Origin of the sequence: Bradyrhizobium sp. AZCC 1610 (assembly GCF_036924515.1) — a bacterium.
Classification (GTDB): domain Bacteria; phylum Pseudomonadota; class Alphaproteobacteria; order Rhizobiales; family Xanthobacteraceae; genus Bradyrhizobium.
Window position 1 is genome coordinate 563,203 of record NZ_JAZHRR010000001.1, and the last position, 24,514, is coordinate 587,716.

Annotated in this window: 23 protein-coding genes and 1 pseudogene; 12 read left to right on the top strand and 12 right to left on the bottom strand. The window is 62.7% G+C overall.

What is annotated here, in order from left to right; translation table 11 throughout:
- The first annotated feature begins 157 nt into the window (after window positions 1–157).
- A complete protein-coding gene (locus tag V1279_RS02750; RefSeq protein WP_334432215.1) occupies window positions 158–1,543 on the top strand; it encodes a M20 family metallopeptidase in 1,386 nt (461 codons plus the stop codon).
- Window positions 1,544–1,550: 7 nt separating this feature from the next.
- Here V1279_RS02750 and V1279_RS02755 read toward each other — a convergent pair whose 3' ends face one another.
- From V1279_RS02755 to V1279_RS02765, 3 genes are all read right to left on the bottom strand, one after another.
- Entirely contained in the window at window positions 1,551–3,059 is a 1,509-nt protein-coding gene (locus V1279_RS02755; RefSeq protein ID WP_334432216.1) for a tripartite tricarboxylate transporter permease, read from the bottom strand.
- A gap of 7 nt (window positions 3,060–3,066) precedes the next feature.
- Window positions 3,067–3,552, bottom strand: a complete 486-nt coding sequence (locus tag V1279_RS02760; RefSeq protein WP_334432217.1) for a tripartite tricarboxylate transporter TctB family protein — start codon at window positions 3,550–3,552, stop codon at window positions 3,067–3,069.
- 144 nt (window positions 3,553–3,696) lie between these two features.
- The gene (locus V1279_RS02765) at window positions 3,697–4,668 is read right to left on the bottom strand and encodes a Bug family tripartite tricarboxylate transporter substrate binding protein (RefSeq protein ID WP_334432218.1); all 972 of its coding nucleotides are present in this window, start codon (window positions 4,666–4,668) and stop codon (window positions 3,697–3,699) included.
- 50 nt (window positions 4,669–4,718) lie between these two features.
- Between V1279_RS02765 and V1279_RS02770 the strand changes: the two genes are divergently transcribed.
- The 6 genes from V1279_RS02770 (at window position 4,719) to V1279_RS02795 (ending at window position 9,508) form a co-directional block, all read left to right on the top strand.
- Window positions 4,719–5,099, top strand: coding sequence for a hypothetical protein (locus V1279_RS02770; protein WP_334432219.1), 381 nt, complete (start codon window positions 4,719–4,721; stop codon window positions 5,097–5,099).
- Window positions 5,100–5,496: 397 nt separating this feature from the next.
- Window positions 5,497–6,348 (top strand): amino acid ABC transporter substrate-binding protein, encoded by an 852-nt coding sequence (locus V1279_RS02775; RefSeq protein ID WP_334446171.1) that lies wholly within the window; start codon window positions 5,497–5,499, stop codon window positions 6,346–6,348.
- A 78-nt stretch (window positions 6,349–6,426) separates the two neighbouring features.
- Window positions 6,427–7,158: an amino acid ABC transporter permease gene (locus tag V1279_RS02780; protein WP_334432220.1), complete on the top strand. Its 732-nt coding sequence runs from the start codon at window positions 6,427–6,429 to the stop codon at window positions 7,156–7,158.
- 2 nt (window positions 7,159–7,160) lie between these two features.
- The gene (locus V1279_RS02785; protein ID WP_334432221.1) at window positions 7,161–7,853 is read left to right on the top strand and encodes an amino acid ABC transporter permease; all 693 of its coding nucleotides are present in this window, start codon (window positions 7,161–7,163) and stop codon (window positions 7,851–7,853) included.
- Window positions 7,854–7,862: 9 nt separating this feature from the next.
- Window positions 7,863–8,594, top strand: a complete 732-nt coding sequence (locus V1279_RS02790; RefSeq protein WP_334432222.1) for an amino acid ABC transporter ATP-binding protein — start codon at window positions 7,863–7,865, stop codon at window positions 8,592–8,594.
- A 56-nt stretch (window positions 8,595–8,650) separates the two neighbouring features.
- Window positions 8,651–9,508 (top strand): D-amino-acid transaminase, encoded by an 858-nt coding sequence (locus tag V1279_RS02795; protein WP_334432223.1) that lies wholly within the window; start codon window positions 8,651–8,653, stop codon window positions 9,506–9,508.
- A 219-nt stretch (window positions 9,509–9,727) separates the two neighbouring features.
- Here the strand turns inward: V1279_RS02795 and V1279_RS02800 are convergent, their stop codons facing one another.
- Both V1279_RS02800 and V1279_RS02805 read right to left on the bottom strand, forming a co-directional pair.
- The gene (locus tag V1279_RS02800) at window positions 9,728–10,135 is read right to left on the bottom strand and encodes a cupin domain-containing protein (RefSeq protein WP_334446173.1); all 408 of its coding nucleotides are present in this window, start codon (window positions 10,133–10,135) and stop codon (window positions 9,728–9,730) included.
- Between the two features lie 21 nt (window positions 10,136–10,156).
- Window positions 10,157–10,618, bottom strand: coding sequence for a carboxymuconolactone decarboxylase family protein (locus V1279_RS02805; RefSeq protein WP_334432225.1), 462 nt, complete (start codon window positions 10,616–10,618; stop codon window positions 10,157–10,159).
- A 121-nt stretch (window positions 10,619–10,739) separates the two neighbouring features.
- On the opposite strand from V1279_RS02805, the gene V1279_RS02810 reads away from it, so the two are divergent.
- Genes V1279_RS02810 through V1279_RS02820 form a run of 3 tightly spaced genes read left to right on the top strand, consistent with a single transcriptional unit; the run spans window position 10,740 to window position 13,770 of the window.
- On the top strand, window positions 10,740–11,960 hold the full coding sequence (locus V1279_RS02810; protein ID WP_334432227.1) for an acyltransferase: 1,221 nt from the start codon (window positions 10,740–10,742) through the stop codon (window positions 11,958–11,960).
- Window positions 11,961–11,992: 32 nt separating this feature from the next.
- A complete protein-coding gene (locus V1279_RS02815) occupies window positions 11,993–12,976 on the top strand; it encodes a tripartite tricarboxylate transporter substrate binding protein (protein WP_334432229.1) in 984 nt (327 codons plus the stop codon).
- Between the two features lie 59 nt (window positions 12,977–13,035).
- Window positions 13,036–13,770, top strand: a complete 735-nt coding sequence (locus tag V1279_RS02820; protein WP_334432232.1) for a helix-turn-helix transcriptional regulator — start codon at window positions 13,036–13,038, stop codon at window positions 13,768–13,770.
- 16 nt (window positions 13,771–13,786) lie between these two features.
- On the opposite strand, the gene iaaH is transcribed toward V1279_RS02820, so the two are convergent.
- The 4 genes from iaaH to V1279_RS02840 all read right to left on the bottom strand — a co-directional run bounded on the left by iaaH (window position 13,787) and on the right by V1279_RS02840 (window position 18,634).
- Window positions 13,787–15,214: an indoleacetamide hydrolase gene (gene iaaH / locus V1279_RS02825; protein ID WP_334446175.1), complete on the bottom strand. Its 1,428-nt coding sequence runs from the start codon at window positions 15,212–15,214 to the stop codon at window positions 13,787–13,789.
- Window positions 15,215–15,382: 168 nt separating this feature from the next.
- Window positions 15,383–16,168, bottom strand: a complete 786-nt coding sequence (locus V1279_RS02830; protein WP_334432234.1) for a fumarylacetoacetate hydrolase family protein — start codon at window positions 16,166–16,168, stop codon at window positions 15,383–15,385.
- A gap of 15 nt (window positions 16,169–16,183) precedes the next feature.
- A complete protein-coding gene (locus V1279_RS02835; protein WP_334432236.1) occupies window positions 16,184–17,551 on the bottom strand; it encodes an LLM class flavin-dependent oxidoreductase in 1,368 nt (455 codons plus the stop codon).
- Window positions 17,552–17,581: 30 nt separating this feature from the next.
- A complete protein-coding gene (locus V1279_RS02840; protein WP_334432238.1) occupies window positions 17,582–18,634 on the bottom strand; it encodes an Ldh family oxidoreductase in 1,053 nt (350 codons plus the stop codon).
- A 387-nt stretch (window positions 18,635–19,021) separates the two neighbouring features.
- On the opposite strand from V1279_RS02840, the pseudogene V1279_RS02845 reads away from it, so the two are divergent.
- Both V1279_RS02845 and V1279_RS02850 read left to right on the top strand, forming a co-directional pair.
- Window positions 19,022–22,186, top strand: a pseudogene (locus V1279_RS02845) (GAF domain-containing protein); the annotation flags it as partial.
- A gap of 175 nt (window positions 22,187–22,361) precedes the next feature.
- Complete coding sequence (locus V1279_RS02850; protein WP_442894870.1) at window positions 22,362–23,111, top strand: putative bifunctional diguanylate cyclase/phosphodiesterase; 750 nt, start codon at window positions 22,362–22,364, stop codon at window positions 23,109–23,111.
- Here V1279_RS02850 and V1279_RS02855 read toward each other — a convergent pair.
- The 3 genes from V1279_RS02855 to V1279_RS02865 all read right to left on the bottom strand — a co-directional run bounded on the left by V1279_RS02855 (window position 23,085) and on the right by V1279_RS02865 (window position 24,290).
- Window positions 23,085–23,426: a hypothetical protein gene (locus tag V1279_RS02855; protein WP_334432240.1), complete on the bottom strand. Its 342-nt coding sequence runs from the start codon at window positions 23,424–23,426 to the stop codon at window positions 23,085–23,087. The two genes, V1279_RS02850 and V1279_RS02855, sit on opposite strands and share 27 nt — an antisense overlap.
- A 59-nt stretch (window positions 23,427–23,485) precedes the next feature.
- Entirely contained in the window at window positions 23,486–23,725 is a 240-nt protein-coding gene (locus tag V1279_RS02860; protein ID WP_334432242.1) for a DUF2171 domain-containing protein, read from the bottom strand.
- Between the two features lie 97 nt (window positions 23,726–23,822).
- A complete protein-coding gene (locus tag V1279_RS02865; RefSeq protein ID WP_334432245.1) occupies window positions 23,823–24,290 on the bottom strand; it encodes a cupin domain-containing protein in 468 nt (155 codons plus the stop codon).
- Between the last annotated feature and the right edge of the window lie 224 nt (window positions 24,291–24,514).

The following is a 24,514-nucleotide window of genomic DNA, read 5'->3' on the forward strand; positions in this document are numbered from 1 at the left end:
TCCCTGCGCATCCGCCCGGTTAACGCCGGGCTGTTGCCTGAAATTGTTGCATCCTCGCAGCTTTTAGCAAGGCCCATTCGGCAGGCCATGCCACTTCCAGCGGGCGGCTTATCCCGATAGGTTGCGCTCCACAAATTAGCGAACAAGGGAAAGAAATATGGCTGATAGGGCCGACGCAATTGCGCGGGTACGTGAGCATCTGAATTCCGGCGCGTTTCTCGCCGAGCTCGACCGCAGGATCAGTTATCGGACCGAAAGCCAGAACCCCGGCAGCGGCGAGGCGTTGCGCGCCTATCTCGTCGACGACCTCCAGCCTGCCTTCGCCGCGCTCGATTTCTCCACCCGCCTGATCGAATCGCCGACCGGCAAGGGGCCATATCTGCTGGCGGATTATCGCGAGGATGCGTCGCTGCCGACTGTGCTCACCTATGGCCATGGCGATGTCGTCGACGGCATGGACGGCGAATGGCGCGACAATCTCGATCCCTGGAAAACCACGACCAAAGGCGAGCGCGTCTATGGCCGCGGCACCGCCGACAACAAGGGCCAGCACAGCATCAATCTCGCGGCATTGCGTGCCGTGCGCGAGACCCGCGGCGGCAAGCTCGGCTTCAACGTCAAATTCATCATCGAGACCGGCGAGGAGATCGGCTCGCCCGATCTGCGGCAGGTGTGCGAAGCCCACCGCGAGGAGCTGAAGGCGGATCTGTTCCTGGCCTCCGACGGACCGCGGCTTTCGGCCGACCGGCCGACCATCTTTCTCGGCTGCCGCGGCGGCAACCGCATCCATCTCGATGTCAATTTGCGCGAGGGCGGGCACCATTCGGGCAATTGGGGCGGCGTCCTCGCCAACCCGGCGACGATCCTTTGCGGCGCCATCGCGAGCCTCGTCGACGGCAAGGGACGGATGAAGCTCGACGCGCTCAAGCCGCCGCGGATTTCGAACGCGGTGCGCGCGGCGCTCGCGGACGTGAAGATCGAGCCGACCGCCGACGAGCCGGCGCTGGCGCCCGACTGGGGCGAGGAGGGATTGTCGCCGGCAGAGCGGCTGTTTGCCTGGAATACGCTGGAAGTCCTGGCGATGTCTTCAGGCAGTGTCGAGAAGCCGGCCAACGCGATTCCGGGGCGCGCCAACGCCGTGCTGCAGCTTCGCTTCGTCGTCGGCACCAGATATGAAGAGGTCATCGACGCCGTGCGCGCGCACCTGCATGCCAATGGCTTTCCGATGGTGGAGGTGAGCGGCGCGCAGCGTTTCGCCGCCTCGCGCACCGATGTCGACAGTCCCTGGGTGAACTGGACGGCGAACTCGATCCTGAAGACCACCGGCAAGGCGCCGGCGATCCTGCCGAATTTCGGCGGCTCGCTGCCCAATGACGTGTTCGCCGAGGGGCTGGGGCTGCCGACGATCTGGGTGCCGCATTCCTATCCCGGCTGCTCGCAGCATGCGCCGGACGAGCACATCCTCCTGCCGGTGACCGAGGAAGCGCTCGCCATCATGGCGGGGGTGTTCTGGGACCTCGGCGAGATGAAGCGGGCGTTCTAGCCGCGGCTCACACCTCTTCGTCGAGCGCGATCAGTTCGCGTTTCTTGCGCAGCGCCGGCAGCAGTGGGCCGACCAGCAGCACGACCGCGAACGCCAGGCAGACGGCCGAGATTGGCCTTTCAATGAAGGTCATCAGATCGCCCTGCGAGAGGATCAGCGACTTGCGCAGGTTGTTCTCCAGCATCGGCCCCAGCACGAAAGCCAGCACCAGCGGCGCCGGCTCGTAGCCGAGCTTGCGCATGAAATAGCCGATAATGCCGAATGCGATCATCACATAGACGTCGAACACGTTGTTGCTGGAGCAATAGACGCCGATGATGGTGAACAGGATGATCAGCGGGAACAGGATGTTGTAGGGCAATTTGAGGAGCTGCACCCACATCCCGATCATCGGCAGGTTCAGCACCAGCAGCATCAGGTTGCCGATATACATGCTGGCAACGATGCCCCAGAACAGGCCCGGGTTCTGCGTGATCATCAGCGGACCGGGCTGCAGCCCGTGAATGACGAAAGCGCCGAGCAACAGCGCCATCACCACGTTCGGCGGAATGCCAAGCGTCATCAGCGGAATGAAGGCGCCGCCGGCCGCGGCGTTGTTGGCGGCTTCGGGACCTGCAACACCCTCGATCGCACCCTGGCCGAACCGTTCCGGCGTTTTGGATAATCGCTTCTCCAGCGCATAGGAGGCGAACGACGAGATCACTGCGCCGCCGCCAGGCAGGATGCCGAGGAAAAATCCGAGGACCGTTCCTCGCGCCATCGGGCCGGCGCTGGCTTTCCAGTCCTCTTTACTCGGCAACAGGTGCGTTATCTTCGTGTTGATGACGTCGCGCTTGATGACCTGCTCGGTGTTGAACAGGACTTCGGCGACGCCGAACAGGCCCATGACCACGGGGACGAGGCCGATGCCGTCGATCAGTTCCAGGCGGCCGAAGGTCAGGCGCGGTTGCGCGGTAATGCTGTCGAGCCCGATCACGCCGAGCACGATGCCGATGCAGGCCATCAGCAACGCCTTCGCCATCGAGCCCTGCGTCAGGAAAGTGAGGACCACGAGGCCGAGAACCATCAGGCTGAAATATTCGGCCGGACCGAAAGCGATCGCGACGCTGGCGAGCTTGGGCGCCACCAGCATCAGCGCGATCAGCGCGAAGGTGCCGGCGAAGAACGAGCCGAATGCGGAGATGCCGAGCGCAGGTCCCGCGCGGCCCTGCCTGGCCATCTGGTGGCCATCGATACAGGTGACGACGGAAGCGGCTTCGCCGGGAATGTTGACCAGGATCGAGGTGGTCGAGCCGCCATACATCGAGCCGTAATAGATGCCGGCCATCATGATGATGCCGGATTCCGGCGTTCCTGACAGCGTGATCGGCAGCAACAGCGACATCGCCGAGATCGGACCGATGCCCGGCAGCACGCCGACCAGCGTACCGATGAAGACGCCGATGAAGCAATAGATCAGATTGACGGGCTGAAGGGCGACGCCGAAGCCATGGGCGACATTGATGAGTGTGTCCATGATGCGATCAGCCGATTTCGAAAATGCCCGAAGGCAGTTGGATCAGGAGCAGGCGTTTGAGGACCCACCACATGCCGAGCGGAACGAGCACTGCAATCGGAACAGCGAGCGGCCAGCGGACCGGGTCGACCACGCGCAACAGCAGCAACATCAGAGGAACTGAGGACAGCAGAAAGCCGAGCGGGTTGAGGGCGAAGGAAAAGGCGATGAGGCAGACGATCACCAACAGCGGCTTGGTCCAGCGCGTGTTCACCCAGCGCGAGCCAAAGGTCGGCCCGCCCTCGGTCAATGCGGCGATGATGATCGAGGCGGCGAACAGGCACATCAGGATGCCGGTATAGAACAGCACGAACCCGGCGCCGGGATCGTTGATGGTGCCGAGCTTGAGCTTGAGCCCGGACCAGACGACAAATCCGCCAAGGGCGAGCCCGATCAGTCCGCCCCACAATTCGGAATTGTTGAGGCGGAATTTGACGTTGGATTGATCACTCATTGATACTCTCTCAGCCGTTCCCCGGACGCGGCGCAGCACGAAGTGGTGCGCTGCTGAGCCGGGGTCGATGAGTTTGCGCGCAGTGGGTCCCGGTTCTGCGCCGCAGCGCTGTGCGCTGCACCGCGTCCGGGACACGGTGGTGTTTCAATTCGTCTTCTTCGCCAGACCGAGCTTGTCGACCACCTTGCGCTCTGACTCGGTAACCTCGACGACGAACTTCTTGTAGTCCTCGGTGCTCTTGTAACTGGGCACCATGTCGAATTTCGCCAGCGTGGCGATCACGGCCGGATCTTCCAGCGCCTTCTTGAAGGCGTCATGCAGCTTGGCGACGATCTTCGGGTCCATACCCTTCGGTCCAGCGATACCGAACGGCGAGTCATAGACCATGGGATAGCCGAGCTCCTTCAGCGTCGGCACGTCGGGATAATTCGGCGAGCGCGCCGAGGTCCACACCATCAATAGCCGCAGCTTGCCGGCGTCGACCAACGGCCGCCAGCCGGTCGAGTCCGCCTGCAGCATGGTGTGCTGTCCCAGCACCGCGGCATTGGTTTCCGCGCCGCCCTTGAATGGCACCTGGGTCAGCTTGATCCCCGCCATGCTGGCGATCTGCTCCATCCCGATATGCAGCGACGTGCCGGCGCCCGGCGTCGCATACGTTACCTTGCCGGGGTTCTGCTTGGCGTAGTCGACGACGTCCTTCCAGGTCTTGAATTGCGACTCGGTGCTGGTAGTAACGCCGAACGTGTAGCCGGTGAGGTGGACGATATAGCTAAAGTCCTTGTCCGGATTCCAGGAGACTTCCTGCATCAAGGGTAGGCGGAACACGGTGATCGGGATCTGGGCGATGGTGTAGCCGTCGGGCTTGGCGCCTGCCGCCATGGTGGCAGGGCCGACGGTGCCGCTGCCACCGGCCTTGTTGTCGATGGCGATCGGCTGTCCGAGCAGCTTGGAGGCGCTTTCGGCGATCGCGCGCATCGAGATGTCGGTCGAGCCGCCCGCCGGCCATGGGACGATCAGCGTGATCGGCTTGGTGGGATACTCCTGCGCGCCGGCGGCTGCCGATATCAGCATGCCGACGGTAGCGACAGCGATCGTCAGACGGCTGCGTCGAACCATATCAAATCCTCCCCGGCGGCCTCTTTGATGGCGAGGCGCGTTTATTTTCTTTGCTGTACCTGATCTTCCCCGAAATCGGACTGGAAGAAAAGCTTATTGACCTGGGGCTGCTCGCGCCGACTGCACCGCAACCGGCTGGAAACGGCATCTGCGACAATTGGTCTGCCAGGGCATCCCGAGATACGGAATTTGGCTGCTGCTGCACCACGGGATACCAACAGCCGATCCATCTCGATCCGGATCGCTACGAACGTGTGATCCTCGGCACCGAATTCCTGCGGCCCTATGCCAGTGAAGCGCTGGTGGCGAAGGGAGGCGCGTCGCTGCCCGGACGGGCGTCGCATCCCATGCCGCTTCTGATGTATTCGCCTGGCGTCTACTTCGCCCGGCTGGTCGATCTCATCCAGCAGAATGCCCCGGCACGCGGGTGATCGAAAGTGACATGTCCGACGCGCTCTGCGGGATGGCACTGAGCGGTCGCGGCGTGGTTAACGGCGGGCACCGTGGCGGCTTCGGGCCGGAAGCGGCTGACCCCGATCGGCAGCGATAAATGGGCGTTGCCTTTGTCTTTAGTCGCATTCAGGGGTCGAATGCATGATGGTCAACGGGCACTAAATCTGTTTTGGTCCGAATTGTGCAGGCATAGTGCCGGGCACGCCGGGGGCGGTCTTGCAAGAACAGGTTCGAGACTGTCGGCCAAACGGCCCGGCAAGTTGCTGAGTTAGGGTGGATGAGCAATCATCCGAAACCTTTGGAGGGAGAAGTTACGTGAAACACCGTCAGATTATCGGCTGCCTGCTCGCGGGTGCGTTGTGCACTACCCCGGCAATGGCGCAGGAACTCACCGGGACGCTGAAGAACATCAAGGACACCGGCGCCATCACGCTCGGCTTCCGCGACTCGTCCATTCCGTTCTCCTATCTCGACGACAATCAGAAGCCGATCGGCTACGCCATGGACATCTGCTACAAGATCGTCGATGCCGTGAAGAAGGAGCTCAAGCTCGACAAGCTCGAGGTCAAGCTCAATCCGGTGACGTCGTCGACCCGTATCCCGCTGCTGGCCAACGGCACGATCGATCTCGAATGCGGCTCGACCACCAACAATGTCGAACGCCAGAAGCAGATCGCCTATACTAACACCCACTTCCTGACCGCGAGCCGCTACGTCACCAAGAAGGCGGCCAAGATCAACTCGATCGACGAACTCAAGGGCAAGTCGGTGGTCTCCACCGCCGGCACCACCAACATCAAGCAGCTCACCGAAGCCAATGCGGCGCGCAGCCTCAACATCAACATCATCCCGGCCAAGGACCACGCCGAGGCGTTCCTGATGGTGGAGACCGACCGCGCGGTGGCGTTTGTGATGGACGACATCCTGCTGGCGAGCCTGATCGCTGGCTCGAAAGCGCCGGGCGATTACGTCATCTCCAAGGACGCGTTCTCCAAGCCCGAGCCCTACGGCATCATGCTGCGCAAGGACGATCCGGCCTTCAAGAAGATGGTCGATGCGGCGACCGCGGCGCTCTACACCGGCGGCGAGGGCCAGAAGATCTACGACAAGTGGTTCACGCAGAAGATCCCGCCCAAGGGGCTGAACCTCAACGTGCCGATCAGCTCCGAGCTGAAGAACGAGTTTGCGAAGCCGTCCGACTCGCCGGATCCGGATTCGTATAAGTAAACATTCCCGCGCTCATGCAATGGCCTGGTCATTGCATGAGCGCGCTTTATGTGGCGACACGGTGGACGGTAGGGGCCCGTGAACTATAACTGGAATTGGCACATCTTCTTCGAGCCGAACCCGACCGGGGCCGGCAACTATCTCGATATGCTGGCGTCGGGGCTGGTGCTGACCATCGAGACGGCACTGCTGGCCTGGGTCATTGCGCTGATCTTCGGGACCATCATCGGCATCTTGCGCTCGCTGCCGTCGAAGACGGCATCCTGGATCGGCTTCCGCTATGTCGAATTCTTCCGCAACATGCCGCTATTGGTGCAACTGTTTCTCTGGTTCTTCGTGCTGCCGGAGCTGTTGCCGCGCGCCGCAGGGCTGTGGATGAAGCAGCTCCCCAACGCGCCGTTCTGGACGGCGGCGATCGGGGTAGGGCTGTTCATGTCGGCGCGCGTCGCGGTGCAGCTTGCCGCCGGCATCGCCTCGCTGCCGCGGGGACAGAAGCAGGCCGCGACCGCGCTCGGGCTGACGACGGCGCAGGGCTATCGCTATGTGCTGCTGCCGATAGCGTTCCGCATCATCATGCCGCCGCTCACTTCCGAGTTTCTCAATACCGTGAAGAATACTTCCGTCGCGATCACCATCGGCCTGATCGAACTGACCGGCCAGGCGCGGGCGATGCAGGAGTTCTCGTTCCAGGTGTTCGAGGCCTTCACCGCCGCGACCGTGATGTATCTCGCGATCAACATCGTCGTCGTCACCGGGATGCGCTTCCTCGAACGCAGCCTGGCGATCCCCGGCTACATCACGGGGAAATGACGATGTTCGACAACCTCGATTTCGACGTCATCCGCCGCTCGCTACCTTATCTGTTTCTTGACGGCATGAGTTTCACGCTGATGTTGACGGGGCTGGCCGCGCTGGGTGGCCTCGTTTTCGGCACGCTGATCGCGCTGATGCGGCTGTCGAGCTACCGGCTGCTCGGCCGCATCGCGGGGCTTTATGTCGACTTCATGCGGTCGCTGCCGCTGGTGCTGGTGATCTTCTGGTTCTATTTCCTGGTGCCCTATATCGGTCAATGGCTGACAGGCGCGTCGCGGCCGATACGCGTCGGCGCGTTCACCTCAACGCTCGTCACCTTCATCATGTTCGAGGCCGCGTATTTCTCCGAAATCATGCGCGCCGGCATCCAGTCGATCTCAAAGGGACAGCCGGCGGCGGCAAGCGCGCTCGGCCTGACCTACGCTCAATCCATGCGCTATATCGTGCTGCCGCAGGCGTTTCGGAACATGCTGCCGGTGCTGCTGACGCAGACCATCGTGCTGTTCCAGGACACTTCGCTGGTCTACGTGCTGTCGATCCCGGACTTTCTCGGGGCCGCCAGCAAGGTGGCGCAGCGCGACGGGCGGCTGGTCGAGATGTATTTGTTTGCGGCCGCCGTCTATTTCGCGATTTCCTGTCTCGCGTCCTACGGCGTCCGGCGCCTGCAGGCGCGCATTGCTATTGTTCGCTAGCGAGGGCGCATGATCGAAATCAGCCACGTCAATAAATGGTACGGGCCGAACTTCCAGGCGTTGAAGGACTGCACCACCAGCGTCGCCAAGGGCGAGGTGGTGGTAGTGTGCGGGCCATCAGGCTCGGGAAAATCGACGCTGATCAAGTGCGTCAACGCGCTGGAGCCGTTTCAAAGCGGTGACATCATTCTCGACGGCATCAAGGTCAACGATCCCAAAACCGATTTGCCGAAGCTACGCGCCCGCGTCGGCATGGTGTTCCAGCATTTCGAGCTGTTTCCGCACCTGCGGATCATCGAAAACCTGTGCCTGGCGCAGGAGAAGGTGCTCGGCCGCTCGCACGAGGAGGCAGTGGCCAAGGCCGAGAAACTGCTCGAACGCGTCGGGTTGACGGTGCATGCGAACAAATACCCGGCCGAACTGTCCGGCGGACAGCAGCAGCGCGTGGCGATTGCGCGCGCTCTCGCCATGGACCCGATCGCGATGCTGTTCGACGAGCCGACTTCGGCGCTCGATCCCGAAATGATCAGCGAGGTGCTCGATGTGATGGTCGATCTTGCTCACGAAGGCATGACCATGATGGTCGTCACCCACGAAATGGGCTTTGCCAGCAAGGTCGCGCATCGCGTGATCTTCATGGACAAGGGCGAGATCGTCGAAGATGCGCTCAAGACCGATTTCTTCGGCAGTCCGCGCAGCGAACGCGCGCAGAAGTTCTTGTCGAAGATTCTGTCGCATTAACGATTTGGGTATAATAAACGCGGCGCAATTGCTTCGCGCCGACAGGAGACTCTACTTTGGAACAGATCGCTTACGTCAATGGTTCGTTCGTGCCACTTTCAGAGGCGAAGGTCTCGATCCTCGACCGCGGATTCCTGTTTGCCGACGGCATCTATGAGGTTGCCGCCGTACTCGACGGCAAGCTGATCGACAATGCCTCCCATCTGGCGCGGCTGGAGCGCTCCGTCGGCGAGATCGAGCTGGCATTGCCGGAGACGACGGCACGCATTCAGGAGATCCAGAAGGAGCTGGTCGCGCGCAACAATCTCGTCAACGGCATGGTCTATCTGGAAGTGACGCGCGGCGCCGATACCGGGCGCGACTTCGCATTTCCGAAGGGCATCAAGCCGACGATGATCATGTTTACGTCCACGAAGGACATCATCAATGCGCCCTCGGCCAGGACTGGCATCAAGGTGATCACGGTGCCTGACCTGCGCTGGGCCCGGCGCGACATCAAGAGCGTCGCTCTGCTGGCGCAGGTGCTGGCCAAGCAGGCCGCCGCAGCGGCCGGCGCCGGCGAGGCCTGGATGGTCGAGGACGGCAAGGTGACCGAGGGCGGCTCGTCGTCGTGCTTCATCCTGACCCAGGACGACGTGATCGTGACGCGTCAGAACGGCAGCGAGATCCTGCCCGGCTGCACCCGCAAGGCCGTGGTCGCGCTCGCCGAAGAGCGCCAGCTTCGCGTGGAGGAGCGGGCGTTTTCGGTCGAGGAAGCGCTGGCCGCCAAGGAAGCCTTCGTCACCAGCGCCAGCGTTTTCGTGCAGGCCGTGGTGTCGATCGACGGCAAGATGGTCGCCGACGGCAAGCCAGGCCCGATGACCAACCGGCTGCGCGAGATCTACGTCGAGTTCGCCAAGGCGACCGCGGTTTAGCACCCAGGATGTCGTCGCCCGGCTTGCCGCCTCCGCTAAAGCTCCGGCGAGCCAAAGAGCGGAAGCCTCGGCGCAGCCTTGGCGTAGACGGGACCGGGCGCTCAGTATTCCAGAGGCGTTAGCGTTGGAGCCGAGAGGCCGCGGCGTACTGGATGCCCCGCATGCGCGGGGCATGACAGCGGAGTGTGTGGTGCGAGCGGTTCGCCACCACGCCACCCATCATTTCTTGCCGAACGTCGTCAGTAGCGCGCCATCATCGGCAACGAAAACCGCGAGCAGGCTTGCGGGCTCCGTCGTGCTGGCATTCTCGCTGACGAGGTGCTCGCTGCCGGGCGGCTCAAAGAAGCTTTCACCCGCCTTGTAGACGCGCGCCGGGCCGGTCGCCGAATTTTCCGAACGGATGCTGCCCGACAGCACATAGGCGAACACGCTGCCGGCGTGATGATGACTGGCCGACTTGCCGCCCGGCGCGTAGTTGACCACGACCGCGGTCAGACTCTTGCCGGGCACGTTGGGAAGCTTCTCTGATCGAACCGGCGTCACCTTGTCGCCTTCGGCATGGACCGTAGGCGCGCCGGCAATTGCCAGCGCAACCGCGGTCATCGCTGCCACACGACGTATCGTTATTGCCATGTCGGCCTCCTCGCTTTATGCCACTGCCGCCTTGGCCTTGACCGGGTGTACCGCGCGAAAAGCGATGGCTAGCCGGTTCCAGGCATTGATAGCCCCGATCAGCATGGTCAGATTGACCGTCTCCGCTTCCGAGAAGTGGGCGCGCACGTCTTCGTAGAGATCGTCAGGGGCATGCGTTTCGGCAATCAGCGTCAGCGCGTCGGTCCAGGCCAGCGCCGCGCGTTCGCGATCGGTGTAGAGCGGCGACTCGTGCCAGGCGCTCAACAGATACAGCCGCTGCTCGGTCTCGCCCTGCTTGCGGGCGTCCTGGGTGTGCATGTTGATGCAATAGGCGCAACCATTGATCTGCGAGGCGCGCGTCTTGACCAGCTCGATCAGCGATTTTTCGAGGCCGGACGCGACGATCTGGGCTTCGAGTGCGACGAGCGCTTTGATGGTGTCAGGCGCGGCTTGGTAGTAGTTCATCCGGGGCTTCATGCAATTCTCCTCTCTGGACGTTTTCAATTTGAGGCGAATGTCAACGTATCCTGATAATCACCATCTGGATCGATGTTGCCAGATACAATAATGTGAACCGATGCAACGGGGGAGGCGGCGGATGTTATCGCGCAAGTCGGTGTCGGCAGGCCACTGTGCGATGCCGCTGGCCGCGGGCAATCAGGCCAAAACGGCCTCCATACGTGTCGTCGCGTTCGACCGCGCGCGCACCTTCGTCACGCTATTGGTGCTGATCCATCACTCCGTGGTCAATTACACCCATTTCGGCAGCGGCGACAAAATGCGCTGGCTGGGATTCGACCTCGTCGTGCTGTTCAACGACAGCTTCTTCATGGCCTGCATGTTCCTGATCTCGGGCCTGTTCGTTCACGACAGCCTGACCCGCAGGGGAGCGTCGAACTTCCTGCGACATCGCGCGTGGCGGCTCGGGATTCCCTTTCTGGTTTCGATCTTCGTGCTGATGCCGATTGCATATTATCCGACCTTCCTGCGTTATCATTTGCCCGGCACCACCGATTTCAACTTCTTTCATTTCTGGTGGCGCACGCTGACGGTTGGCCCCTGGCCGTCGGGCCCGGCATGGTTCTTGTGGGTGCTGCTGGCGCTCGACATCGCCGCCGCGGTGTCGCTGGCGCTCGCGCCGCGGATGCTGAAGATGTTCGGCCTGCTGATCTTCTCGCTGCGCGACTGTCCGTGGACGGCATTTGTCGCCTTTCTGACTTTCTCGGTCGCGGTCTACGTACCGATGCGGCTGATCTTCGGCGATATGAGCTGGCTGGAGCCGGCCGGCTATCCGCTGCCGATCCAGACCAGCCGGATTTTGCTCTATGCCGGTTATTTCCTGACCGGTGTCGGCGTCGGCGTGGTCAGCCTTCGCGCCGGAATCCTGAGCGAGGAAGGTGCGCTCGCCAGGCGCTGGCCGCTCTGGCTTGCCTTTGCGTCGTTGTTCTATGGCGCCATCCTGCTGATGGTCTATGCCCACCACAACTGGATCGCGGATGTCGATTCGCCTCCGCTATCCTGGCAATCCGGCTATGGCTTTGCCTTTGCGCTGTTCAGTGCAGCGATGACATTCACGGTACTGACCGTGTCGCTGGCCTTCGCCTCATCGGGCATGAAGCTGCTCGATGCCATGCGGCCGCAGGCCTATGGCATCTTCCTCACGCACTACATCTTCGTCATCTGGCTGCAATACGCCGTCTACGATTATTCCTGGCCGGCCTTCGCCAAATTTGCCGTTGTTTTCATCGGAACGCTGGCGTTGAGCTGGATGGTCACGCTGCTGCTACGGAAAATTCCAGTTGTGGCGCGGATGATCTAGAATGGATCTCATGCATCTGATGGAATTAGACCATGCAAGTTCAGTATAAGGGGAAAAGTCTGGCCGCGCTGTTCGTGCTCGCAACCGTCATGTTGCTTTCCGGCATGCCTGCCTTTGCCGCCTATCCGGATCGCGTCATCAAGATTATCGTTCCCTTTGCGCCGGGAGGCGGCACCGACGCCATCGCGCGCGTGCTGGCGCAGGAGATGACAAAGGATCTCGGCGCCAGCATCATCATCGAAAACAAGCCGGGCGCGGGCACCATTATCGGCGCGCAGGCGGTCGCGACCGCCGAAGGCGATGGCTATACGCTGCTGATGGGGACGTTTGCCCATGCCGTCAATCCCAGCCTGAACGCCAAACTGCCTTTCGATCCGAACAAGGATTTTTCACCCGTCGCACTGGTGGCGCGGTCTCCCAACATCGTCGTCGTCAATCCAAAGTCGCCATTTCGCTCCATCGCCGATCTGATCGCGGCGGCGAAGGCCGAGCCCGACAAGATCTCCTACGGCACGTTCGGCACCGGCACCTCGGCGCACCTTGCGGGCGAAATGTTCAAGCACATGGCCAAGGTCAACATGACCACGGTTCCGTACAAGGGTTCCGCGCCTGCGATCACCGACCTGATCGGTGGGCAGATCCAGGTGATGTTCACGACGGTCGCAAGCGCGGCGTCCCTGATCGAGGGCGGGCAGTTGCGCGCGTTGGCGGTGACCACGGCGGAGCGCTCGCCCGCCTTTCCGCAATTGCCGACGGTCGCCGAAACCGGTCTTCCCGGTTTTGAAGCGGAAACCTGGTACGGCCTGCTTGCGCCGGCGAAAACGCCGCCTGACATCATCGACCGCCTCAACAAGTCGGCGGCAAAGGCCGCGCAGGCCGACGCCTTCAAAAAGCTCAGCGTCAATGAGGGCCTCGTGTTGATCGCCGCGCCTCCGCAAGAATTCGGCCGCTACTACCGCAGCGAGGTGGAGCGCTGGCGCAGGGTGATCGAAGAAGCCGGTATCAAGATCGAGTAGGCGGGCAGGGCGGCGCGAACCCGGTTCCCCTGATCGCGGTTCCCCGCTAGGATGACGTCATGTATGTGAGCGCTTCCGAGAGCCGAGTGCTGGCGCGCATCTTTGGGCTGTTGTCCGAAGATCTCAGCGAGCGCGACGTTCGCGAGGCGGTCGGCCGCCATTTGCTGGAACTGCTGGAAGCCGATCACTACGCCTCCTTCGTCTGGCAGGATGCGACCGGCCGTTTTGAGAAGGCCGTGTACCTGAACATGGACCCGGACAACATCGCGGCCTACGACCGCTATTATCAGCAGCACGACCCTATCACCTCAAAGCTTCAGGCCCGCCGCGAGGCGACGCTGGTCACGCAGGTGATGCCGCAGCGCGACCTGATGCGGACCGAGTTCTTCAACGACTTTCTCGCCCGCGACGGCCTGCATTGGGGCGTCAATGCCTACAGTTTCGTCGACGGTCGCAATGTCGGCGACGTCAGGATCTGGCGCGGCCGGCGCCGCGACAATTTCGACGGCCATACGCTTGAATTGTTGCGGCTGATCGACCCGGCTTTCACCGGTGCGCTGGTCCGCGCGGCCGGTGGAGATCCGGTCAATGCGGCGGACGGCTCACCGATCCTGAAGCTCTCGGTGCGTGAGTTCGAGATCGCGCGAATGATATCGGACGATCTCAGCGACAAGGAGATCGCTCACCGGCTGCGGGTCGAGGTCTCCACCATCCGTACCCATATCGAGCGGATTTTTGCCAAGCTCGGCGTCCGCCGCCGCAGCGGCGTCGCCAGCCTGTTTGCAAGGCATTAACGTCGCGATGCCCGGCCTAGCGTGACGGTGGCGGCAGCCGGCCGAATATCTTCTCCATCGCCATGCCGACTGCGAGCAACCTGCGATCGCTCCCCGCGGGGCCATCGAGTTCAAGGCCGACAGGCAGCTTGCTCGACGCGCCCAGCGCGATCGGAAGCTGGATGCCGGGAACGCCGGCATTGCTGCCGGGATCGGTGTTCTGGATGAACAGCAGGAAATTGGCGAGGCTCGATGCCTCCGCATTTGACGCGATCGCAACCTTCGGCACGGTCGGGAAGGCGATGGCGTCGAGCTTGTTCTTCGCAAACGTGTCGCGATAGAGCGCCTGCAGCGCGGGCCGGGCAGTCTTCATGGCGGCATCATAGGCCGGCTTGGCGTCGGTGACGGTATTGTTCGGTCCCGGCAGCTTGCGCGGAATGACCAGCCCGTCATAGGTGCCCTTCACGTCGGGGCTTGCGATCTCCTTGGCGAGATTCTCGATGCTGACGCCAGTGGCGCCTTTCTTGAGATAAGCGACCATGTCGTCATAGCCCTCGTAGAGGGCGAGCGGAAATCCGACCTGGCCGTTGAGCTCGGTAAGTTTTGGCATTTCGATATCGACCACCGTCACGCCGTTGGACTTGAGCTTCTCCAGCGCCGCTTTGAATGCGGCTTCGGTATCGGCATCGAGATTGGCCAGCATGGATTTGTCGACGCCGATGCGTACCTGTTTCAGCGCGGCGGGCGCAATCGCGCCGCCTCCGGCGATAACGCGGTCGAGGGCCGCGACATCGGCCATCGTGGCAGCCATCGGGCCGGCGGTGTCGCGGGTGTGAGAAATCGGCGCGATTCCTTGCTGCGAATAGCGGCCGACGGTCGGACGCAGGGCGGCGCAGCCGTTCAGCGCGCAGGGGACCCTGACCGAGCCGCCGGTGTCCGTGCCGAGGCCCGCGGTCACGATCCGTGCGCCGACCGCAGCCCCCGTTCCCGACGACGAGCCCCCGGCGATTCTCGTCGCGTCATAGGCGTTGCGCACGCCGGGCTCCGCGCCGGTCTTGAAAGCGGCGTTGTAGCCGGAAATGCCGAAGGCAAGCTCATGCATGTTGGTCTTGCCGATGATGATCGCGCCCGCCGCGCGCAGTTTTGCCGCCACCGGCGCATCCTTCTTCGGGACGAAGCCCTTCAGCGCCGGCGTTCCCGCGCTGGCGGGAAGCCCGGCCACCTCGATATTGTCCTTGATCACGACGGGAACGCCGCCGAGCAGCTTGCACGAGCCTTTCTTGCGGCCGGCGTCGAAGGCCTCGGCGGCCTTCATCGCGCCGGCCTCGTCCAGCGTGATGAAAGCATTGAGCTCGGCCTTTGCCTTGGCGCGCGCCAGCACCGCCGTGGTCAGCGCCTTGCTGGTGACCTTGCCTGCGCACAAATCGGCGGCGGCCTGTGTCGCGGTCAGTTGATCCAGGTCGATCGTTGGTTGGGCTGCGGCCGGAGACGCCGCGGCGAGGACAAGGCTCGTGAGGGCCGAGCCGAGCAGGATTGAGCTGCGAGCCATGATGATCCTCCGTGCGAATAGGTACCCGTCCGGACGAACCTTACCAGCCGCCGGTTCCGGCGCCTGTCCTTATTTCTGAGGACGTCAGGCCTTCTCCGCCACGAACCTGTTCCGCAACGTGCCTATCCCGGTGATGTCGATCTCGACGACGTCGCCAGCTTTCAGGTCGGGCGAGGCGCCGTCGGTGCCCATCCAGATCACGTCGCCCGGCGACAACGTGAAATACTTGGAGAGCTCGACGAGGAACGGCACGATGCCGAAGATCATGTCATTGGTACGGAAGCGGCCGGTCTCCTTGCCGTTGACCCGGATCACGGTTTCCATCCTGTCGAAGTCGACATCGGTTTCGATCCACGGGCCCATCGGCTTGAAGGTGTCGGCGTTCTTGGAGCGCCACAGGCTGCGATCGGCCTTCTGCCAGCTGCGCTCGCTGACATCGTTGCCGATAGTGTAGCCGAACACGCAATCCATCGCGTTGGCTTGGGTCAGGTGCTTTGCCTTCTTGCCGATGACGACCACGAGCTCGCCCTCGTAATGGATTTTTTCTGTCGCGGTCGCCGGGATAACCACATCCTCGTCATGGGCGATCAGCGCATTCTGCGCACGATAACCGATCTCAGGCCGGTCGGGCACGTTCGGCACAGTGCCGGCCTTGTCGGCGGCTTCCTTGAGATGCTTGAGGTAGTTCAGCCCGACGCAATAGAAGGTGCGTGGGATCAGCGGCAGCTCGATCTTGACGTCCTTCAGCGCATGCGACTGCGTCCCGCGCTGCCATTCGCCGAAGGGATCGCCATTGACGGCGATCACGTGTTCGCCCTCGACAATTCCCCAGGATGTCTTGCCGGCGGCGGTGAATTTGAGCCAACGCATGTGGTGTCCTTTTCTTTATTCGGCTGCGGCCTGCGGGCCGGTTTTCCAGGCGCCGGCGGCAGGACGCGTCAGGCCGAGATTCTCGCGCAACGTCTTGCCGGCGTAATCCTTGTGAAACAGGCCGCGGCGCTGCAATTCCGGCACGATGTGCTGGACGAAATCGGCGTAGGAGCCGGGCACGATGGTGGCCGCGATGACAAAGCCATCGCAGCCGCGCTCAACGAACATCTCCTCTAACTTGTCGGCGATCTCCTTGGGGCCGCCGACGATCGCGTCCTGCACCTGGCCGCGTCCAGAGAAGGTGACGAAGTCGCGCGCACTGGGATTGGTCTTGCCCGAATTCTTCAGAACGCCGTCGCGAATGCCGAGGATGCCCTGCATGCTCATGAGCTCTTCGGTGGTGAGCGGCTCGTCGAGCGGTTTTGATGCGAAGTCATAGTTCAGCGCCTCCGCCAGCAGCGACAGCGCATCGATCTGCAGCGGCAGCTTGTTGATCAGCGCCATCTTGTCCTCGGCCTCGGTCTTGGTCGCGCCGCAGACGGGCGTGGTGAGGTTGCAGAGATACATCTGGTCCGGATCGCGGCCGGCCTTCGCCGCTTCGTTGCGGACAGCCACATAGCCTTCCCTGGCGGCGGCCACGTTGCGCGCGGCGGTGAAAATCACCTCGCCCCATCGGCCCGCAAAGCGCTGGCCGCGGCCGGATGCGCCGGCCTGGATGATGACGGGATGGCCCTGCGCCGAGCGCGGTACGGTGAACGGCCCGCGCGACTTGAAGAACGCGCCGTTGTGGTCGAGCCGCTTCACCCTGGCCGGATCGGCGAACCGGCCGCTGTTCTTGTCCATGATCAGGGAGCCGTCTTCCCAGGTGTCCCAATGTCCGAGCACGACTTCCATGAACTCGTCGGCGCGATCGTAGCGGTAGTCATGTTCGAGATGGGCGTCCTTGCCCATGTTGTGGGCCTCGCCGTCATTGAGCGAGGTGACGACGTTCCACCCCGCGCGTCCGCCCGACATTAAGTCAAGGGTGGCGAACCGGCGTGCGACATCGAACGGCTCGTAATAGGTGGTCGAGCAGGTCGACCCCAGCCCGAGCTTTTCGGTGACCATGCCCATCGTGGTCAGCACGATCAGCGGGTCCATCTTCACGCAGCGGATGCCGTACTCGACGGTGTGAGCGTGATCGTTACCGTAGCGGTCCGGCATCGCCAGGCGGTCGTCGAAGAACGCCATGTGGAATTTGCCGGCTTCGAGAATCCGGGCGATCTCCTGGTAATAGTCGGCCGACATCGAATCGTCGCGCGATTCCGGGTGCCGCCACGAACTCGGCAGATTGGTGCAGTTCTGCGCCTGCAGGAATCCAACCAGCGCCATTTGCCGCGTCATGCCGTTCTCCTTTGCGCGTGGGATTCGATTTCATCTCAGACCGAGTTCGACGGCGAGCTTGTAGTCAGTAGCGAGCGCTTTCAGCTTGTCCCAGGTGGCGTCCTCGATCTCGATGCCGTCGCGCCGGCGCTGCTGTTCTCGGATGTGCTCGATCTCACCGGGATAGAACACGCCGGGCGAACCTTCCGACGGTGACGTCGATTTGAGATAGCGGGCGAACTCGCCGACCTCTTTCTCGAAGTCCTTCAAGGGACGGAATGCGGCGACATTGAACACCGCCATGAAGCATCCGTCATTGTGACGGCCGGTCGGCTCGACGCCAAAGCCCAAGCCCGTGAGCAGGCCGCACAACACTTCGACCATTGCGGCGAGGCCGCTTCCCTTGTAACCCTCGCTGCCGCCGAGCGGCAGCAGCGCGCCGCCCTTGCGATATTGGGTCGGATCGGTGGTGTGCCGTCCCTCCGCGTCGATGATCCAACCCTGCGGGATTTGTTCGCCGCGCGCGACCGACAGCGCGATCTTGCCGGCCGCTACCGCCGAGGTCGCCATATCAAGATAGAACGGCGCCTCGAGATCGGACGGCACCGCAATTGAGATCGGGTTGGTGCCGAGCCTTGCCTCGCGGCCGCCGAACGGTGCGACATGCTTCGGTGAGCGGCCGGAATCGGCGGTGGCAATGCCGATCATCCCCGCCCGCATCGCCATCAGGGGATAGGCGGCGAGCCGCCCGACATGGCTCTGGCGGAACACCGTGCAGGCGGCGACATTGGCGGTCTTCGCCTTTTCGATCGTCAACTCCATCGCCTTGGCGTTGACGTGAAAGCCGAAGCCCCAGTGACCGTCGATCACGGTCGTGGTCGGCGATTCCTGGACGGTGGTCCATTTCGCGCCGGGCACGATATGGCCGGCCTTGATGCGGTCGATATAGGTCGGGATCGCGATCACGCCGTGTGAATCGTGGCCGGCGAGATTGGCGTTGACGCAGCCGACCGCGACGGCATGAGCCTCCTCCTCCGAGGCGCCGGCGGCCTTGAGCAGCGCCGCGCCGATTCGCGTGAGACGGTCGGCCTGGACCATCGGCATGGGAATCTCCTCCACCATTGAACGCCCGCGCGAATAGCGGGTCTTGCTTGTGCCGCAGCCGGCATGCTCTCAAAGCGGCCTCGGCAGGGCAAGTGTGGAAATATCCTGTTAGCCATGCCGCCGGCACGGTCCTCGAGGGCTCGGAATTTCGTCCTGCAAAGTTAGACGATGGCCTTCGGTAGGCCCGCTTCCCGGTCGGCGCGCGCCGTCGGCATGGCTGACAAATCGTGAATGGGCCGTAGTTCTCCGGAGCGACGTCGCTGTTCGTTGGTCCGACATTTACTCTGAATCGCAACTCCCGGCCGCCAATAACGAGCATTTAGGCCCCTTGCACGCATAAAGTCCGCAAGGGGCAGCCCGGCGCTGCCGGCAGGGAGCTTGGGGACGGTGAAGACCGATATCGCGCGCACGTTTGCGGCGTTGAATGCGACCAACGAAGCGATTCTGTACGCCAAATCACCCGAAGAATTGTACGCGAAGGTCTGCGAAGCCGCGTTCTCGGTTGGCGACTTCCTGGCTGTGGCGGTCTTCCTGCTGGAGGCGGAAACCAATCTCCTGCGCTTCGCCGCCGGCTGCGGTGATGACGTGCCCCGCCTGCGCAGCATCGACATTTCGGTCGTGGCCGGTACGCCCGAGGGATCCGGGGTTGCCGGGCAAGCCTTCCGCGACCGGCGAATATGCGTCAGCAACGATTTTCTGAACGACCAGCGCTCGCTGGCCTGGCGCGATAGCGCCAAGGCCAACCAGGTCGGCGCGGCGGCGGCCCTGCCGCTGACCTGCAATGGCGAGAGCGTCGGCGTGTTGCTCGTTTCGCGTCGCGAGGCGCACTCGATCGACGGGCAGCTCGTCTCGATGCTGGAGCGCGTGTCGGCAAACATTTCATTTGCACTCGACAATTTCGACCATGAGGCCGCGCGCAAGAACAGCGAGCGTACCATGCGGCGGTTGAACCGGATGTTCGGCGCCATCAGCGCGACCAACGAAGCCATTCTTCGCGCCAAGACCGAACAGGAACTCTATCAGCGCGTCTGCGATGCCGCGGTACACAGCGGCAAATCCGCGGCTACGGTGATCCTGCTGGCGCAGCCGGACTCGATCTGGTTGAAGCCGGCCGCCGGGACGGGCGCCATCGTCGAACAGATCATGCGGGCGCCGTTCTCGATCGATGCGGGCAACCCCTATGGAACGGGCGTCTGCGGCAGGGCATTCCGAACGCAGCAGCCAGCCGTCAACAACGATATCCTCAACTCGACCCAGGGGCAGCCCTGGCATCAGGCCGCACGCGAGACCGGCGTCACCGCCTGTGTCGCCGTTCCCCTGATCAAGGCCGACGAGAGCATCGGCGTGTTGATGTTCTTTGTCGGAAAACTGTGGGCGGAAGACGAAGAGATCGTCGCCCTGATGGCGCGGATCGCGGAGAACGTCTCCTTTGCGCTGGACAATTTCGAGCGTGCTGGCGAAAAGGCGAGAGCCGACGCCCAGAAGGAGCGGCTGAGGCGCATGCTGGCGGCGCTCAGCGCGACCAACGAAGCGATCATTCGTGCAACGTCGCGGACGGAACTGTTCGAGCTGGTATGCGAAGCTGCCGCGAACGGCGGCCGGTTCAATTCGACCAGCATCATGCTGGCCAGATCCGACAGCGACTACACCGATTTGGTGGCCGTGGCGGGGCCGACGGCCGACAATATGCGCCGGGTGAAGGTTTCGATCAACGCGGACCATCCGGAAGGACGCGGGCTGTGTGGCAACGCTTTCCGCTCCCGCCAGGCCAGCATCGCCAACGATTTGCGCGCTGACCCGCGCGGGTCGGCGTTTCACCGGTTCATTCACAGCGACGGCGCGATGTCAGGGGCGGCGTTCCCGCTGCTGGTTTCCGGTCAGGCGGTCGGCGTGATGTTTTTCATTTCCTCCGAGAAGGATACATTCACGCCCGAATTCGCTGAACTGCTGCAGCGGCTCACCGACAACGTGTCGTTCGCGATAGGAAACTTCGATCGGGCCGACGAGAAGGCCAGGACGGAAAGCCAGAAAGAGCGCCTGACGCGGATGTTCGCCGCTCTCAGCGCAACCAACGAAGCCATCATGCGGGCCAAATCCCGCAACGAACTGTTCGATATGGTGTGTGAGGCGGCGGCGAACGGCGGCCGGTTCACCTCGGCCACCATCGCATTGGCCGATTCCGGCAGCGACCTGCTCAGGATCGTCGCCGCGTCGGGCCCGGCTGCCGAGACGACGCGCCACGTCAGGTTGTCGGTCGATGAAGCCCGTCCCGAGGGCCGAGGGCTCAGCGGAACGGCGTTTCGAACCAGACGGCCCTGCATCACCAATGATTATGTGACCGACCGGCGCGTCGCGGCTTTCCAGGCCATCGTCGGCAGCTACGGCGCTCAGTCAGGCGCCGCCTTTCCCCTGCTGGTTCGCGGCGAGCCGGTCGGCGTCATGATTTACATGTCCCTGGACAAGGACACCTTCACGCCCGAGTTTTCGGAATTGCTGCAGCGATTGGCCGACAATGTGTCGTTCGCGTTGGAGAATTTCGACCGCGCTGACGACAAGGCACGGACCGAGGTCCAGAAAGAGCGCCTGACGCGCATGCTGGCGGCGCTGAGCTCAACCAATGAGGCGATCATCCGCGCGACGTCGCGGGCGGAATTGTTCGATCTGGTGTGCGAGGCCGCGGCCGACGGCGGCAAGTTCACCTTGACCTCGATCGCGCTGGTAAAGCCCGATAGCGATTATCTCGACGTGGTGGCTGCCGCCGGGCCGACCGGTGTCAGCGCGCGCCTGGCAAAGCTTTCGGTCAATGAGGCGCACCCGGAGGGACGCGGGCTGTGTGGCCAGGCGATACGTTCGCAGCGAGCCTGCATCATGAACGATTACCTCTCTGATCCGCGCGCCGCGGCGTTTCACGGTACAGCGCGCACTGACGGTACGAACTCAGGCGCTTCATTCCCCTTGTTGGCGCAAGGGCAAGTAGTCGGCGCAATGTCATTCATGTCACGCGAGAAGGATACGTTCACGCCCGAGTTTGCGGAGTTGCTACACCGGCTCGTCGACAACGTATCGTTCGCGCTGGAGAATTTCGATCGCGCCGATGAAAAGACCAAGGCCGATGAGCGGATCGAGTATCTGGCGTCGCACGACAGCCTGACCAACCTGCCGAACCGGGAAATGTTCAACGGCATGCTACGCCGCGCGATCGATGCTGCCGCGCGCTACCAGCGGCAGTTCGCCCTGCTGTTCATCGACCTCGACAGGTTCAAGGTCATCAACGACTCGCTGGGACACGACGCCGGCGACATGCTGCTGGTGGAGATCGGCGGCAGACTGCGCCGCGCGCTGCGTTCGAGCGATGTCGTGGCGCGGCTCGGCGGCGACGAGTTCGTGGTCATTCTGGAGGAGGCCGCCGAGCGTCACGAGGTCGAGCACATTGCCGGCGAGTTGCTCTCCGTGCTGAGCCAGCCGCTGCAGCTCAGCGGTCACGAATGCCACACCACCGCTTCGATCGGGATCGCGATGTACCCATCCGACGGCACCGACATGCAGACGCTGACCAAGAACGCCGACATGGCGATGTACCTCGCCAAGGAAGACGGCAAGAACGGCTTCCGCTTCTTCACCAAGGAGATCAAGACGCAGTCGATCGAGCGCCTGACGCTGGGAGAGCGCGCTGCGCCGCGCGTTGGAGCGCGACCAGTTCTCGCTGCACTATCAGCCCAAGATCGACATGGCGAGCGGCCAGATTACCGGCGTCGAGGCACTGTTGCGCTGGAATCACCCCGATCTCGGCACCGTGTCGCCGGGGCAATTCATTCCGCTTGCCGAGGAAACCGGGTTGATCGTTCCGATCGGCCGCTGGGTGCTCAAGGAAGCCTGCGCGCAGAACATGGCCTGGCAGCACCGCGGCCTGCGGCCGGTGACGATGGCGGTCAACCTGTCGCCGCGGCAATTCGCCGATCCGCATCTCTTGCACGATGTCGACGAGGCGCTGCTGGCAAGCGGCATGTCGCCGGTGCTGCTGCAGCTCGAAGTCACCGAAAGCATGGTGATGCGGAACGTCTCGCGCGCGATCAAGATACTCGACGCGATCCAGAGCCGCGGCATTCGCCTTGCGATCGACGACTTCGGCACCGGCTATTCGTCGATGTCGCTGATGAAGCAGTTTCCGATCGATACGATCAAGATCGACCGCTCCTTCGTTCGCGATCTGCCCGTCGATTCCGAAGACCAGGCCATTGCCCAGGCGATCATCAGCATGGGCAAGGCGCTTGGCATGACCGTCATTGCGGAGGGTGTCGAGACCGTGGAGCAGGAGGCTTTCCTGCGTAGCCATGCCTGCGATGAAATGCAGGGCTTCCTGTTCTCCATGCCGCTGCCTGCGAAGCAAATGGCCGATCTGCTTCGGGCCGAACCGCGGCTGGCTTCGCCGCCATTGCAGCCGGAAGCCGGGTCAGGGTTGAAAAGCACTGTCGTCTGACGGCTGCGGGTGCAGCTCGCGGACCGTCGGATCCGGGATGGCCGTTTTGCGGGGAAAATCATAAGGCCACGGCACAGAGGTCTGGCCTGCGAAGGCCCCAAGGAAGATGTCCGCGGCGGAAGCATAAGTCGCCCGGTCTGGCAATCCGAGCTCGGCGCACCATTCGGCGGGGAGCGACTGGGAGGAGGCGCGCAACTCCATCGCGGGTCCCCACCACCATGCCGGTGCGGGTGAGCGTTCCGTTTCCGGAACGGCACGCCACGTGATGTATTCGCCGATCATACGTTCAAATTGCAGTATCGCCGCCGGATGCATTCCATCTCCTGAAGCCTGATGATATCCGCATCCACGGGCGGCGCAATGCATGTTGCCGGTTATTGCCGGCCGTGTTGCCAGTGCAAGGTCACATCCGTGCCTGATTTGTTGAGATGGACATGCTGATCGACGTGGTCGACCCATGACATCGGAATGAAGTGATGATGCTGGCCATCAGGCGAACTCTGTTTGGTCAGCTTGATCTTGTCGGTTCCTTCCATATGGTCGACTTTTCCGACTGTCTTTTTGTCCGACGAGATGACGTCCATATGTTCCCGGATCTGTGAAGCGGAGGCCATGTTTCATATCCCTCCAATGGTTGGGGAGATAAAACGCGCCGCTGCCGGAATGGTTGCTCGGTCGTTGATCTCGAAGCCGGTCCCGTTCCGCCAGCGGTTACTTCTCTTCCGCCGCCGTCGACGTCGCCGGGCCTTCGCCCATGATCAGGAGAACGGCGTCCTCATCCTTTGCGCCGTCCCAATGCACCTGCTTGGCGAAATGCGTGACAAAGCTGCCGGCCGGCATCGGCGTCGTGTTGGCGCGATCGAACTTCGGCCCCGAGCCGACCCACCACGTACCCTGCAGCACGACGATGTAGCGATCGTTGGGATGGAAGTGCGGGCGGCTGAAATGATTGCCCTTGGTCCATCTGTTGTAGACCATATAAAAGCCGGGCTTGGCCGGATCGCCTACGACAACAGCGCTTTGCGCGCCGGCAGAATTGACCGGGCCCCAGGGAATCTGGTCCGGCAATTTGTAGATGACGGCGGCTGGATCGAGTTCTGCAGCGGAGCTGATGCTCAACATGCCGGCGATAGCCAGCGGCGTCATGAGGTATCGCCAGGACCGGGGTATCGCCTTCATGATTTCCTCCCTTGCCGTTTCGTCAGCTGAGATGCGCTCATCTCTGTTGTCGCGATGCTAGCTGGTCTCGTTCCAGCGGAGCAAGGCGCGCGGGTGCATGCGTGATCGGCAACAGCGGTAAGCGAAATGTCGCACAACGCAATTGCAGCATGAAAAACGGATTTACGCCGCGCGTCGCGGTGATAGGTTGCCGCCCAACTAAAAGCAGCCATGGGAGGGTTACG